Origin of the sequence: Bacillus sp. GBSW19 (assembly GCF_002998655.1) — a bacterium.
Classification (GTDB): Bacteria; Bacillota; Bacilli; order Bacillales; family Bacillaceae; genus Bacillus.
This window is the reverse complement of record NZ_PVRF01000002.1, coordinates 424512-438462: the sequence shown is the minus strand read 5'-3', so window position 1 is coordinate 438462 and position 13951 is coordinate 424512. Positions and strand designations below refer to the sequence as shown.

At 40.4% G+C, this 13951-nt stretch carries 13 protein-coding genes; 12 read left to right on the top strand and 1 reads right to left on the bottom strand.

Features of this window, described 5'->3' with window-relative positions; all coding sequences use genetic code 11:
- The first annotated feature begins 5 nt into the window (after positions 1–5).
- Both C6344_RS19250 and C6344_RS19245 read left to right on the top strand, forming a co-directional pair.
- The gene (locus C6344_RS19250) at positions 6–239 is read left to right on the top strand and encodes a DDE-type integrase/transposase/recombinase (protein WP_411266000.1); all 234 of its coding nucleotides are present in this window, start codon (positions 6–8) and stop codon (positions 237–239) included.
- A 42-nt stretch (positions 240–281) separates the two neighbouring features.
- Entirely contained in the window at positions 282–497 is a 216-nt protein-coding gene (locus C6344_RS19245) for an integrase core domain-containing protein (RefSeq protein ID WP_411265994.1), read from the top strand.
- Between the two features lie 60 nt (positions 498–557).
- On the opposite strand, the gene tagU is transcribed toward C6344_RS19245, so the two are convergent.
- Positions 558–1481 (bottom strand): polyisoprenyl-teichoic acid--peptidoglycan teichoic acid transferase TagU, encoded by a 924-nt coding sequence (gene tagU, locus C6344_RS12025; RefSeq protein WP_066031668.1) that lies wholly within the window; start codon positions 1479–1481, stop codon positions 558–560.
- Positions 1482–1663: 182 nt separating this feature from the next.
- Between tagU and C6344_RS12020 the strand changes: the two genes are divergently transcribed.
- From C6344_RS12020 to tuaE, 10 genes are all read left to right on the top strand, one after another.
- Complete coding sequence (locus C6344_RS12020; protein ID WP_066031669.1) at positions 1664–1987, top strand: LytA; 324 nt, start codon at positions 1664–1666, stop codon at positions 1985–1987.
- Positions 1988–2008: 21 nt separating this feature from the next.
- Positions 2009–4120, top strand: a complete 2112-nt coding sequence (locus tag C6344_RS12015) for a SpoIID/LytB domain-containing protein (protein ID WP_106036474.1) — start codon at positions 2009–2011, stop codon at positions 4118–4120.
- Between the two features lie 22 nt (positions 4121–4142).
- Entirely contained in the window at positions 4143–5633 is a 1491-nt protein-coding gene (locus C6344_RS12010) for an N-acetylmuramoyl-L-alanine amidase (RefSeq protein WP_066031671.1), read from the top strand.
- A 343-nt stretch (positions 5634–5976) separates the two neighbouring features.
- Positions 5977–6549: a prolipoprotein diacylglyceryl transferase gene (locus C6344_RS12005; RefSeq protein ID WP_066031672.1), complete on the top strand. Its 573-nt coding sequence runs from the start codon at positions 5977–5979 to the stop codon at positions 6547–6549.
- Between the two features lie 198 nt (positions 6550–6747).
- Positions 6748–7407: a sugar transferase gene (locus C6344_RS12000; RefSeq protein ID WP_066031673.1), complete on the top strand. Its 660-nt coding sequence runs from the start codon at positions 6748–6750 to the stop codon at positions 7405–7407.
- 18 nt (positions 7408–7425) lie between these two features.
- Positions 7426–8877: a teichuronic acid biosynthesis protein TuaB gene (tuaB, locus tag C6344_RS11995; protein ID WP_060597411.1), complete on the top strand. Its 1452-nt coding sequence runs from the start codon at positions 7426–7428 to the stop codon at positions 8875–8877.
- Positions 8874–10058, top strand: a complete 1185-nt coding sequence (gene tuaC, locus C6344_RS11990) for a teichuronic acid biosynthesis protein TuaC (protein WP_060597409.1) — start codon at positions 8874–8876, stop codon at positions 10056–10058. The genes tuaB and tuaC overlap by 4 nt, the downstream gene beginning before the upstream one ends.
- 79 nt (positions 10059–10137) lie before the next feature.
- Positions 10138–11472, top strand: a complete 1335-nt coding sequence (gene tuaD / locus C6344_RS11985) for a UDP-glucose 6-dehydrogenase TuaD (protein WP_066031676.1) — start codon at positions 10138–10140, stop codon at positions 11470–11472.
- Positions 11473–11489: 17 nt separating this feature from the next.
- Complete coding sequence (locus C6344_RS11980) at positions 11490–12419, top strand: NAD-dependent epimerase/dehydratase family protein (RefSeq protein ID WP_106036477.1); 930 nt, start codon at positions 11490–11492, stop codon at positions 12417–12419.
- Positions 12420–12458: 39 nt separating this feature from the next.
- Positions 12459–13916 (top strand): teichuronic acid biosynthesis protein TuaE, encoded by a 1458-nt coding sequence (gene tuaE / locus C6344_RS11975; RefSeq protein WP_066031678.1) that lies wholly within the window; start codon positions 12459–12461, stop codon positions 13914–13916.
- Positions 13917–13951: the final 35 nt, after the last annotated feature.

Below are 13951 nucleotides of genomic sequence, written 5' to 3'. Positions count from 1 at the left end.
CCGCAATACACCCGAATGTAAAATGGGTAACAGATATTACTTATATTCAGTCTGGACCGAGAACGCTCTACCTTTCGACCATTATGGATTTGTACAACAACGAAGTTGTTGCCTATACCCTAGATGACCACCAACAGACGTCACTCATATTGGACACATTGAGGGCGGCTTTAGAGAAAAGAAATTTTCCTAAAGGTGTACTTGTGCATTCAGATCAAAGAAGTGTATACAGTTCGTAAGCATATCAAAAGGAGCTGGGGGCAAGGAACCTCACAAGCAGTATGTCCAGACGAGGTAACTGTTGGGATAACGCAGTAATTGAATCATTCCATTCTAGCTTAAAATCAGAGGAATTTATGTTTACAAAGTTCAACTCTATATCAGAAAAAGGTGTCAGACAACGAATCGACCGTTACATCAAGTATTATAATGAAGAGCGTATCCAAGAAAAATTAGGCTACCACGCACCAAAAACATTTGGTAGCATGTCAGCCTAATAAGGGTGTTTTATTTGTGTCTCATTCTGCTATGTCAGTCTAATGAAAGGTGTTTTTTAATTATGAGGCTTCCAAACTTTCCTTCAATTCCTTCTTCACCTTAGCCAGACTGTTATCATCAAGCTGATAATAATAGATGTTATTGATGCGTGCGCCTGTTCCTTTCAGCTCATGCTGCTCCACACGCTGTCTTGCGTCACGGTAGTCATTCATCATCGTCCACATATCATCAAATGACATGTTGGTCTTCATATTGTTTTCCACGACTTTGAACATATCGCCGAACTTCGTAATAGATGAAATGTTTGCCCCTTTTGCAATGATGCCTTCAATGACTTGGCGCTGCCTTTGCTGACGTCCAAAGTCACCCTTTGGATCTTGCTTTCTCATTCTTGTGTAGGCAAGGGCTTGATCACCATTTAGATTAATTTCTCCTGTACCAAATGAATGGCCGTCATAGCTGAAAGCAAATGTGCTGTTCACTGTAATGCCGCCAAGTGTATCGACAATATCCTTAAAGCTTTCCATATTGACTTTCACAAAGTAATCAACAGGTACATCAAGCAATTCCTCTACTGTATCTGCTGCCATTTGTGTGCCGCCGAATGCATAGGAGTGGTTGATTTTATCCATTGTGCCTTTTCCGACAATTTTTGTATACGTATCACGCGGGATACTCACCATCTCGGTCGTTTTGGTTTTTGGGTTAACGGTCATGTATATTAATGTATCCGCACGGCCTCGGTCATTTTTTCTTTCGTCCACACCCATGACTAAAATAGAAATCGGGTCTTTCTTATTTAAATCGACATCTTTGTCACGCTTATCTGACTTCTTTAAATTCTCCTGAATGCCTGCCACGGTTGATGCTGCTGTATTCCAAAGATGATATGCATATCCGCCAGTTGCTAATACGAATAAGCCAATAATCGATAAAACAATCCAAAGAACCTTCTTTTTCTTTCGTTTTCTTTCAGCTCTCATAATGTCCCTCACCTTTTCTATGATTCTTCCATGATTATAGGTTTACGAATCTTGATAAACAAGTTATTTTTTTACTCTGAACCTAGATATAGACGTTGTAACAAAAAAAAGGTTTCAAAAAACCTTAAATTTACCTTAAAATATTAAGTTATAAGACGATACAAAGACATGAGGTGAAAAAAATGAAGAAAATCGTCGTTTTACCGTTCTTAATACTACTACTTGGTATCGTGCTCACAGCATGTGGAACGGCTGAGCAGTCCTCGGGAGAAAACAAGACAAGCAGTTCAACTCCTCAGGTGCTGGAAGAAAAAGCTGAATTTATTGGAATGGCTGATGCACATACAGTCGAAGTGAAAAAAGTGAATACGACCTTAAGCTATGAATTTACGGATAATTTTAAAGATGTGTTAAATGAATTCAAACCAGGAGACACAGTAGAAATCTCTTACTTTATCAATGACAGTGGTCAAAAGGAAATCCAAGAAATTAAAAAAGTTCAATAGAGAGTTGGTGGGATCATTAAATTGAAAAAATTAAGTCTAACTTTTACAACGTTCATCTTACTATTGCTTGTATTTATGCCAAATGATGCTGCAGCGGCAAGCTCAACAATTTCTGTTAAATTATCAAACTATGTTGGGAATAAAACCAACTTTAACATATCATCATCAGGCTTATACAAAGTAACTGGTACAAATGTATCTTCAATCGCTCGATATGATGGTAAGAACCGTTATGAGGTAGCCAATAGTATCGCTTCAGCAGGTTGGAAAAATCCATCTACCATTGTCATTGTAAATCGTGACGCGTTTGCAGATGCTATTTCCGCTACACCTTTAGCTTATAAGTTGAATGCACCTATTTTATATACGAATGCCGAAAAATTAACAAAAACCACTGAAAAGCAAATTAAAAAAATGAGTCCTGATAATATTCTCATTATCGGTGGTACAACAAGTGTTTCTTCAGCAACTGAGAAAACATTGAAGAAATACGGAAAGATCAAAAGAATCAGTGGTAAATCCCGATACGCCGTTTCCCAAAATATCGCAAAAGAGATGGGGAACTATAGTCAAGCTATAGTGGCAACAGGAAGCATTTTTACTGACAGTGCGTCAGTAACACCATACGCTGCAAGAAACGGCTATCCTATTCTGTTAACGAAGAAAGACAGTTTACCAACTTACAAACTTCCAAAAAATGTTGTCATTGTTGGTGGAGAAAAGAGTGTTAGTAAAAAAGTTGAATCTCAAATTAAAAAAACGTCCACAGTGAAAAGAATAGGTGGAGCAAATAGATATGAGGTCTCAGCAAATATTGTAACTGAATTAAACATGAATGCTAATAAGCTATACCTAGCAAATGGTTCTATCTTTACAGATGCTATTACATTTTCGCTTTTAGCAGCCAAGAATAACAGCCCAATGGTACTTGTAAAAGAAAATAGTCTAACATCACCTGTGACATCAATTGTCAAAAAACAGGGGACGTACTCGTTTCAATTGTCTGGCGGAATAAAATCCATTTCAGCAAGTGTACAAGCAAAATTATCAAAAGAATTTTATTTGAAGAATAATAAGGATTATCAATTGAATGTTTCTAACGGGAAAATTTCAATCAAAGGCATCAAGACGTTTGGATCTTCAGTAAGAGTTGTTCCAGAGAAATATTCAACTACAAATGTCATTCGAGTTGCTGGGAAAGCATACTTGGGGAACATGAATTTTGCTGTAGAATCAGGCTATATTCGACCAACAAATGAAAACATCCCTTTTGAAGATTATCTTAAAGGGGTTGTACCGAATGAAATGCCAGCAAGCTGGCATGTTGAGGCATTAAAAGCACAGGCTGTTGCAGCACGTACATATTCTGTAAACAGTATAGGGAAGGTTGTACCAGATACTACAGCATTCCAAGTATATGGAGGATATAACTGGTATACAAACTCTACGAAAGCTGTAGATGCTACAAAAGGCAAGGTACTAAAATATAATAATAAACTGATTTCTGCAACCTATTATTCTAGTAATGGGGGCTACACTGAGGCTAGTGAAGAAGTATGGTCAAGTGCATTTCCTTACCTGGTCGCAAAAACAGATACAAAAGATCCAAAGAATGCTTGGACACTTAAACTATCAAAAAAACAATTGAGTACATCACTAAGTACGTCATCACCAGCATCTTGGTGGAGTAAGACAACAGAAACAAATGCAAGTCAGTTGAAAGGCTTGAAGAGCTGGATTCTAAAAAATAAAGAAACGTCAGCTTCAGACATCAAGATAGCTAATATTTCTAGTGTAACCTTTTCTGGAAAAACAAAAGGGCAGAGAGCAAAAACAGCCTCTTTGAAAGTCAGCTATCACTTAAAAAATAAAACGGGTTCCTATAGTATGAATAAATCAGCGACACTTAGCTTTAAAATGACTGAATTTAGATCAATACTTGGTGCCACTAATTTAAAAAGCACGTATGCTTCGGTGAAGAACAACACCAATGATTTCACTATCTCAGGAAAAGGATATGGACATGGAGTTGGGATGAGCCAATATGGAGCGAAAATGAGAGCTGAATCAGGAAGCTCATACTCAAGTATTTTGTCATTCTATTATCCGGGTGCAAAATTAACAACAAATTAAAACATCAAAGGAGGTTATAAACGTGCGCTCTATCATAAAAGTTGTATTTTTAAGTGTAATAACCATGTGTTTGTTTCTTCCATCTGCACTTGCTGACAATTCAGTCACAAGAATTGATGGAAAGAACCGGTATGTTGTTGCGGTGAATGCGGCGAAAAAAGGCTGGGCAACATCAAGCACGGCTGTTCTTGTAGGGAAAGATGCATATGCGGATGCATTAAGTGCGGTTCCTTATGCATACCAAAAAAATGCACCTGTTCTTTTTACAAACAGTAGCAGTTTATCTACAGATACAAAAAAAGGCCTTCAAGGTCTAAAAACAAAGAATGTGACTATTCTCGGTGGAACAAAGAGTGTCTCTAGCAAGGTGACAACTCAGCTAAAATCAATGGGTATCTCTGTGAAACGTATTAGTGGTAAGAACCGTTATGACTTAGCAGCAAATATCGCCAAACAAATGAAAAGCTCTAGTACGGCTGTTGTAGCAAACGGCTTTGCTTATGCAGATGCAGTTGCGATTGCACCTTATGCTGCAAAGCAAGGCTATCCAATCTTATTAACAAATGATAAAGGTTTACGTTCGGAAACTTCATCGGTGATGAAAAGCCGAGGGATTAAAAAGACCATTGTCATTGGTGGGGAGTCTAGTGTAAATAAATCAGCTTATGCTAAGTTGCCTTCACCTGGAAGAATTGGCGGAGCAAATCGTTATGAAGTCGCAGCAAATATTGTAAAGAAATACAATATGAGTACAAGTAATACGTATATTAGTAATGGTTTTGCCTATGCGGATGCCGCTTCAGGAGCTAGTATTGCTGCTAAGCAAGGTAAAGCTTTTATTTTCACAAATGAAAAAACATTACCGAAAGCAACTAGACAAATCATTGGTTCAAAGAAGATCACTTCATTTAGTGTTCTAGGTGGTACATCAACTGTGACGAATACTGTGATTTCCCAATTGAAAAGTCCAGTTGTTGGGAAGAAAGTGTTTATTGATCCTGGACATGGAAACCAAGATTCTGGTGCCACTGGATATGGTCTTCTTGAGAAGAACGTGAACCTTGATGTCGCTAAGCGTCTCAATACAAAATTAAATAGTTCTGGAGCACTGCCCGTTATGTCACGTACATCAGATACATTTGACAGTCTTCAAACGCGAGTAAGTAAAGGTGCTTCTGCGAACGCAGATATCTTTATTAGTATCCATGCGAATGCAAATGACAACAGCAGCGCAAATGGAACAGAAACGTATTATGACAAAACATATGCGGCTTCGAACAGCTTGAAACTTGCGCAAAACATCCAGCCTAAAATGGTTAGTGCACTAGGTACAAGAGATCGTGGTGTGAAAACAGCAGGTTTCTATGTTATTAAGTATTCAAAGATGCCGAGTGTCTTGCTTGAAACTGGCTTTATCACTAGCCCAGTTGATTCAAATATTTTGAAATCGGCGACATATAAAGATCGATTAGCTTCAGGTATTTCAAGTGGTGTGTCAGGTTATTTTAAATAAGAAAACATAAACATGAGGGATGCCTAAGTTGCTCCTCTTAGGCTGCTCGAGAACGTCTCTCGGCAGCCTTTTTGATCAATCGTACAAGAGCAAGAATTTATTTTAAAGTAGATGTTTTCATATGGTATCAAATGTATGTACTAATCATGATCTTGCTACAAGAGATCAACTTGCTTCTGGCATTCTCTTATTTTGACACAAGATGAACTGACGGATGAGTGTCAAGTTAAAAATACATTTCATTTTTGGTTATCTTTGTTATAATTGAAACATAGAAGGTGAATGGTTTACGCATGAATCTTCAAGCGACAGCAAATCGACAAATCATGAAGAGGTGACGATCTTGAAAAAATTAATCACAATGCCGTTTCTAGTATTGCTTCTAGGTGTATTACTTACAGCATGCGGCACAACAAATCAATCAAGCGACAACAATAAGGATGACAGCAAAAAGGAAACAACCGAAGCGGCTGATCAAAAGAAAGAAAATGCTTCAGAGGAAAAAACAGAAGATCAGTCATCTAATGAAAAAGCAGATGATCAAAGCAAAGAAACAGCTGCTCAAAAAGAAGAGCAAGCTGGTCAATCTGATGAAGCGGCAAAAGACAGCTCAAGTAAAGAAATCACAAAAGAAGAACCTGCTAAGGATCAATCAAAAGCTGATTCTAAAACAAAGAAAGAATCAACAACAAATAAGAAAAATGAAGTCACCAAAGAAGGCACATATGTCGGTTTGGCTGATGGACATACCATTGCTGTGAACATTGATGGCAAAGAAGTAGCTATTCAGTTCGGAAATGCGTTTTCTAAACAAGTGAACAGCTTAAAAGAAGAATCAAAAGTGAAAGTAACCTATACAAAAGATGCAAACGGAACCCTTCGATTAAAAACCATCGAATCCGTCAAAGCAAAATAAAGAAAGACCCGGAGACCCGCAGAATTGCGGGTCTTTTTTACGTTGAAAAGGGCATAACTTGATATAAGTGCACATTCTTAACACAGTTTTACAAGACTTAACAGCGCATTTACATTTGCTTAATGTTGCTCTGATAAACTGACTTTCATAGAACATCTCTTTACACAACAACTACTTTAGATGGTGAGGTGCAGGTCAGTGAGTGCAGAGAAAGCGATGAATCTTTATAGAGAATATGAAGTGAGACGAAACCACTCTTTTGCCTTAACAGAACATATGGTTCGTTATTTATTTGCAAAACGTTTCATAGATTTAATGTTCTCGTTCATCGGATTGATGTTGAGTACGCCAATCATTTTGCTGTTTGCACTCTTGATTAAGCTGGAAACACCGGGATCAGCCTTTTATATGCAGGAGAGGGTCGGGAAAGACGGTGTTTACTTTAAATTATGGAAGCTCAGATCGATGAGAACCGACGCTGAAAGCGGAGGAGCGAAATGGGCACAAAAAAATGACCCGCGTATCACCAAAGTGGGAGCCTTCATTCGTAAAACAAGAATCGATGAACTTCCGCAATTTATCAACGTGTTAAAAGGAGAAATGAGTATCGTAGGTCCGCGGCCGGAAAGACCGATGTTTACCGCAGAATTTAATCGGACGATTCCAGGTTTTACGAAAAGATTAGCGGTCAAGCCGGGATTGACAGGTCTTGCTCAAGTAAATGGCGGATATGAAATGAGTCCGAGCGAAAAATTAACGCACGACTTACAGTATATTCAAAACTTGACATTTTCTCTCGACACGAAGATTATGGTAAAAACGTTAAAAGTCATCATGACGGGTGACGGAGCCAGATAAGTAAAGTAGGGAAGAGAAATGGCAAGTATGAAAAAACGCATGCTAGGCGGGGCAAAATGGACAAGCTTGTCCGCATTCATCATTACGATTATCCAAATCGCACAGTTCGCTTTTTTAGGGAACGTGATGTCACTGAAGGAGTTTGGACTCGTTGGCATGATCACAACTGTCACAATATTTACGCAGATTTTACTTGATCTAGGGATTGGGGCAGCGATCATCCAAAAGGAACAAACAACAGAACGTCAATTATCTACATTATATTGGATCAATTTGCTCACTGGAATTGTCTTATTCTGTTTACTCATTCTAGTAAGCCCAATGATTGCCGCCTTTTATAACCGGCCAGAGCTGGAGGGTTTGCTCAAACTATTATCCATCATGTTTCTGATTGCACCAATTGGCCAGCAATACCAATACATGATGCAAAAGGACTTAGCCTTTAAAACATTAAGTACCATTGAAGCCATTGCAACCATGATATCGCTGTTTGTTTTACTCGCTTTGGCCTTCTTCATCAATCCGATTATTGCCTATGTCATTTCTCAAGTGCTGCTGCAATCAGGAAAAGGGCTAATGTATGCCGCAGCTTATTGGAAGAAGTGGCGCCCAGCACCTGTTTTTGCATTAGGGGAAGTGAAAGAATTTTTCTCATTTGGAGCATTCCAGCTCGCATCCAGACTGGTCAATCGAGCAGGATCGAACATAGACATGATTTTAATTGGCCGTTTTCTTGGAGCAGAAGCATTAGGTATTTACAGCTTGGCGTATCAAATTGTAACGATCCCGGTGCTGAAGATTAACCCAATCGTGACGAGAGTGGCTTTCCCTGTTTTCGCAAAAAGTCAGCGTGATCACTCCATGCTGCGAGAGGGCTTCCTCAGTATGACGAATATGCTCGCATTGATTAGTTTTCCATTATTAATCGGTCTTGCTGCCGTATCAGATAGCTTTATAGAAGTAGTGTTTGGAGAGAAATGGCTCGTAGCCGTTCCGGTTCTTAACATTTTGTGCATTGTCGGCCTTTTGCGTGTGCTGATGAATCCAAACGGTTCAATACTTCTTGCCAAAGGGAGAGCGGACTTAGCCTTTTATTGGGATACGGGGATGCTCATCGTGTATGGATGCGCCTTATATGCAGGTGTCAGCACAGGCAGTCTGCTCACAGTAGCTTGGGTTTACTCAGGTGTCAGCCTGCTCAACTTTATTGTTGGCAGATGGCTCATGGCGTATGTCATTCAGCTTGATATGAAGGTGTATTTAAAATCACTTGGAAAGCCTGCTGTCATGACGCTGTTGATGGCCGCCTGTGCGGTTTTCTTGCATCAAGGCATGAAGCTGACGTCAGCGGATATTTTACTTCAATTAGGATTGACGATTTGTGTCAGTGCTGCATTGTATGGCTTGCTGCTCATCAAAATGTATCCGCAGGTGGCAGGCAGATTATTGAGAAGAGGTCGTTCGTCATGAAGGTGCTATGGCTGACAAGTGTATATCCTAGTGAAAAACATCCAAGTGAAGGTGTATTCCATGAAACGCAAGTGCAAGAGCTGCTCAAACAAGGAATACAAGTGACCGTCGTATGTCCCAATCCGGTAATTCCACCGGTTTTGCGGATGCTGAAGGCGTCCTATCGGCAGAAAAAAAATCTGCTTGAACAGGAAGTGAGAAACGGAGTGACAGTATACAGGCCGCCCTATACAGCGCTCCCTGGACAGCTGAAATGGGCACAGCCGAGTAAACGAATAGCGGCTTCTGTTCTAGGCGCCATGCAGCGTTTTCAGCTGTCACCAGATTTTATCCATGCGCACTTTGCGATGCCGTCTGGCGGAGCGGCGGCTGTGATTCAGAAAGAAACGCAAATTCCTTATCTTTTGACCTTACATGGCAGTGATGTGAACGTGTATCCGGGCTATAGCAAAGGGGCACATGCAGCCTTTGAAACGGCGGTGAAACAGGCATCTGCTGTTCTGACGGTGAGCGAGGAGCTTGCTAAAAAGACAAATGACATGACAAAGGTGGAAGCGCAATGTCTCCCGCTCGGTATTCCGCTTCAGTCATTTTCTAAAACGGAAGAAGATCAACAAGGCATCAGGAAAAAGTTAGGCTTACCCCTTCACGACAAGCTCGTTGTCTTCGTCGGGCGATTAGTCAAAGAGAAGGGCTTACTTGAATTAGCTGATGCTGTCAGCGGCATGGATGGTGTGAAAGCAGTCTTTGTTGGAAAAGGCCCCCTTGCAAAGGAGCTGGAAGAACGGGCTGGAGCATCCATTGTACTCCCAGGACAGGTGCCGAATGAGCAGGTGAAAGACTACTTAATGGCAGCTGATCTGTTTGCACTTCCTTCCTATAGTGAAGGAATGCCTACCGTCGTCCTAGAGGCGCTTGCTTTAAAAGTACCTGTCATTGCGACACGAGTCGGTGGTCTCCCATCTTTATTTTCTAGCTATCAACACCTGCTCGTTGATCCGCGTTCGACGAATCAGTTAAAAGAGGCCATTCACGCCTATCTTTATGAAAACAGATGGAATGAGCAAGTGAAGAACGATCTTCATCAAATCGTTCACACAGAATATTCATCAGCAAATAATGCGAAACAGCTCATACAGCAATATGAAAAGGTGCTTAATCAATCAATATCCATCGTTTAAACAAGATGAAATGTGCAAAGAATGATAGATAGATAAACAGCTTGGAACGGACAATATGCTTTTATTGAGAGGATGAAAAATGTTGAAGAAAATTGCTGTGATTGGAACAGGGTATGTCGGGTTAGTATCGGGTACTTGTTTTGCTGATATCGGAAATCGTGTCATCTGCTGTGACATCGATGAATCAAAAATCAACAGCTTAAAAAGTGGTGTCGTTCCCATTTATGAACCGGGTTTAAAGGAATTGATTGAAAAGAATACGGAGGAAGGAAGACTGTTTTTTACAACCAATATTCCTGCCGCTATCAGGGAATCAGAGATTATCTATATTGCTGTAGGGACACCGATGACAGCACAGGGGGAAGCAGATTTAACGTTCGTGAAAGCCGTCGCTCAAACAATTGGTGAATCCTTGAATGGATACAAAGTCATTGTGAATAAAAGTACGGTTCCCGTGGGCACAGGTCGTCTTGTTAAGGCCATAGTAGAGAAAGCTTCACGAAGTAAATACCCCTTTGACGTTGTGTCAAATCCAGAATTTCTTAGAGAAGGCTCTGCTATTAAAGATACGATGAGTATGGAGCGAGTGGTCATAGGGTCTACAAGCTCTCATGCATTGGAGATCATTAAGGAGTTACATGAACCATTTCAAACAGCAGTGGTTGAAACCAATCTAGAAAGTGCAGAGATGATTAAATACGCAGCAAATGCGATGCTTGCAACCAAAATTTCCTTTATCAATGATATTGCCAATATTTGCGATCGGGTGGGCGCAGATGTTGAGAAAGTATCAGAAGGCGTTGGCCTAGATAGCCGAATTGGGCAGAAGTTTTTAAAAGCTGGAGTCGGGTTTGGAGGTTCCTGCTTCCCAAAAGATACCAAGGCGCTATTAAAAATAGCTGAAACAGTAGGCTATCGTTTTAAACTAATTGAATCAGTTGTTGAAACAAATACACATCAACGAGCGTATCTCGTAAAGAAATTGATGGATGTCTATGGTGAAATAAAGGGGAAAACGATCTCTGTATTAGGATTGGCATTTAAACCTAATACAAATGATTTAAGATCCTCTCCTGCTCTTGATATTATTCCAATGCTGCAAGATCTAGGAGCTTATGTAAAAGCGTATGACCCAATTGCTCACTTAGAAGCGAAGAAGATCCTTGGGAACCAAACGATATTTAGTGACAATCTATATCAAACAATAGAACATTCAGATGCCTGTTTAATCTTGACTGAATGGGAAGAAGTATTAAAAATGGATATGGAGAAAGTCAGAAGACTACTTCAACGTCCAGTTATCATTGATGGACGTAATATATTTGAACCAGAACAAATGAGAAAAAACGGTTTTATTTATCATTCGATCGGTCGTCCTCATGTACAGGATGTTAAGATGTTATTAGAAGCTTGATTTTAGGAGGAACTTGGATGAAGAAAGTATTGGTTACTGGAGGTAGTGGATTTATAGGTTCACATACTGTTGAAAAATTAATAGAAAAGGGATATGAAGCCATCGTGCTTGATAACTTTTCAACAGGTAGGAAGGAAAATATTGCACATTTATCTGTTCCATGTATTGAAGAGGATGTAACAAAACCAGAAGTGATTGAAATCATTAAACAAATCGCACCAGACTACATCATTCATCTTGCTGCACAAGTAAGTGTCGCAGTATCGGTCAATGATTATATATATGATCAAGAAGTGAATATTAAAGGATCTTTGCATGTGATCAAAGCGGCTTCAGAGGCTGGTGTCAAGAAAGTGGTATTTGCCTCATCAGCAGCTGTCTATGGAGATCCAGTGTATCTGCCAGTGGATACCGCTCACCGGCTAAAGCCTGGTTCGCCTTATGGGTTAGCGAAACTCACAGTAGAGCGATACTTAGAAATGGCAAAATCACTGTATGATGTGGACTATTGTATTCTTCGGTACAGCAATGTTTATGGTCCGCGACAAGACGCACTTGGCGAAGGTGGAGTTGTCTCTATTTTCTCTGATAAGTTTGCAAAAGATGAGGCTCCTTTCATTTTCGGAGACGGGGAACAAACAAGAGATTTCATTTATGTAGGTGATCTAGCAGCAGCGAATGTTGCGGCTTTAACAGCTCAATCAAACGTTTGTTTAAATATTTCATGTGGTGATTCGATCACTGTGAATGAGCTGTTTCAAACGATGAAGCGGGTGACGAGGTCGCATCTTGAACCAATTTACAAGCCGCAGCGTGCAGGAGATATTGTGCATAGTACATTGGCAAATGAGGAAACGAAACAAGTCTTAGCATGGGAGCCTGTTGTGAGTTTACAGGAAGGTTTGGCTCGTACCATTTCCTACTATGAACAGGAAGTCAAGGCTTAATCCCTCAAATCGGATGGGTTGCTTAGGAGGAAAATGGGTATGAGTGTGAAACAAACAGCATGGCAAATCATGATTGGATGTATTTTGTTTGCAGCAGGGATCGGGCTTGTACAAATGGCAACCGCCCAGCCCGTCGGGTTAAAGAAGATGGTGGCTGTTCCGGTTATACTTTTGATCCTGTCGGCTGCTCTCGTGTTGATGAAGCTATACATGAATGGTGAGCAAATCTTCATGTCAGCCATCTATCTTTTGATTGCATTGACTTTTCTCAACAACGCTTTCTTTTCTATTAGTGCCGGATTCTTTAGTCTTTTTCTCTACCGTATTATGCTTATCGCCGTCTTTGCTTTATTCATATGGCGGATGAGAGATAAGGGGACGTACATATCGCAGTGGCAGCAGATTCGTGTCAAAGGAATTCTTGGTTTTTTCGCTGCATGGTTTCTTTACGGGCTCATCTCACTGCTTTGGGCTCATTCGGTCACAGACGGCCTGAAATATATGTCCCTGCTTGCAATGGGGATGGGGTTTGTCTTTCTTGTCGTCATGTTCATTCAGCGAATGGATCAAGTGGTGACCTTTTATAGCATTTGGCTGGTCATGACTGTGTTTGTGATGGGGATTGGTTTCTATAATCACTTTACATTGAACCATTTACCGAATACCTCATTGTATCTAGGACCAGCGTATAAACAGCACTATCCTACATCTGTCTTTTTTAATCAAAATGACTTTGCGACGTTTTTATCGATTAGTTTCTTTTTATATCTAGCATGCATGCGTCAAATGAAAAACGGTTATATCAAAGCGTTTGGATTATTAGGGGCAATCGCCGCACTGTATCTCATTTTGTTAACCGAATCCCGAGCCAGTCTGCTTGGCATATTTGCAGGAGTGGCGGTCTATGTATGGCTGCTGCTGCCGCGATTTCTCAAAAAGTGGTCAATCATTGCAGCAAGCGGACTTGTAGTCATCGGTATCGCTGTCTTTTCAGCCAAGATTTATTCGGTTTTTTATGACTTGTTTCTCGCTTCTCAGGTCGCACATTCTTTTAGTGAACCACTCCCGTCTAACATCGCGAGAGCGAATTTGATCAAAAATGCTTGGCACTTCTTTACGAATTCATACGGATTCGGGGTTGGAGCGGGGAATGTGTCTTACTACTTAGCTCACTTTTCGATCTTTGATACAGACCAGGTCGTAGAAGTGCACAATTGGCTGCTGGAATTGATGACGAACTTTGGGTTTGCAGTCATGCTGGGCTATATCTCAGTATACGCCTATCTCATGTTCACACTGTACAAACAATACCAATGGGCTGACACAAGATCGGCAAAAATGATCATTGAGGGGTTGTTTGCAGCCATGCTGAGCTTTCTCGTTTCAAGTATCAGTCCTAGCTCCGTCTCGAATTTATATTTCCACTGGGTATTTTTAGGACTGGTGATCGCAGCGGTGAATATGTTGAAAAATAAACAACGACTCAAGCTATGGTAAACCGTGTGTATGGCTACACTAGTGAAAGAGCAAAT

Bases quoted from the DNA above. Each gene is read 5' to 3' on its own strand.
- C6344_RS19245 (WP_411265994.1), top strand. From the start codon at position 282: ATGTCCAGACGAGGTAACTGTTGGGATAACGCAGTAATTGAATCATTC.
- tagU (WP_066031668.1), bottom strand. From the start codon at position 1,481: ATGAGAGCTGAAAGAAAACGAAAGAAAAAGAAGGTTCTTTGGATTGTT.
- C6344_RS12020 (WP_066031669.1), top strand. From the start codon at position 1,664: ATGAAGAAAATCGTCGTTTTACCGTTCTTAATACTACTACTTGGTATC.
- tuaB (WP_060597411.1), top strand. From the start codon at position 7,426: ATGGCAAGTATGAAAAAACGCATGCTAGGCGGGGCAAAATGGACAAGC.
- tuaC (WP_060597409.1), top strand. From the start codon at position 8,874: ATGAAGGTGCTATGGCTGACAAGTGTATATCCTAGTGAAAAACATCCA.
- tuaD (WP_066031676.1), top strand. From the start codon at position 10,138: ATGTTGAAGAAAATTGCTGTGATTGGAACAGGGTATGTCGGGTTAGTA.
- C6344_RS11980 (WP_106036477.1), top strand. From the start codon at position 11,490: ATGAAGAAAGTATTGGTTACTGGAGGTAGTGGATTTATAGGTTCACAT.
- tuaE (WP_066031678.1), top strand. From the start codon at position 12,459: ATGAGTGTGAAACAAACAGCATGGCAAATCATGATTGGATGTATTTTG.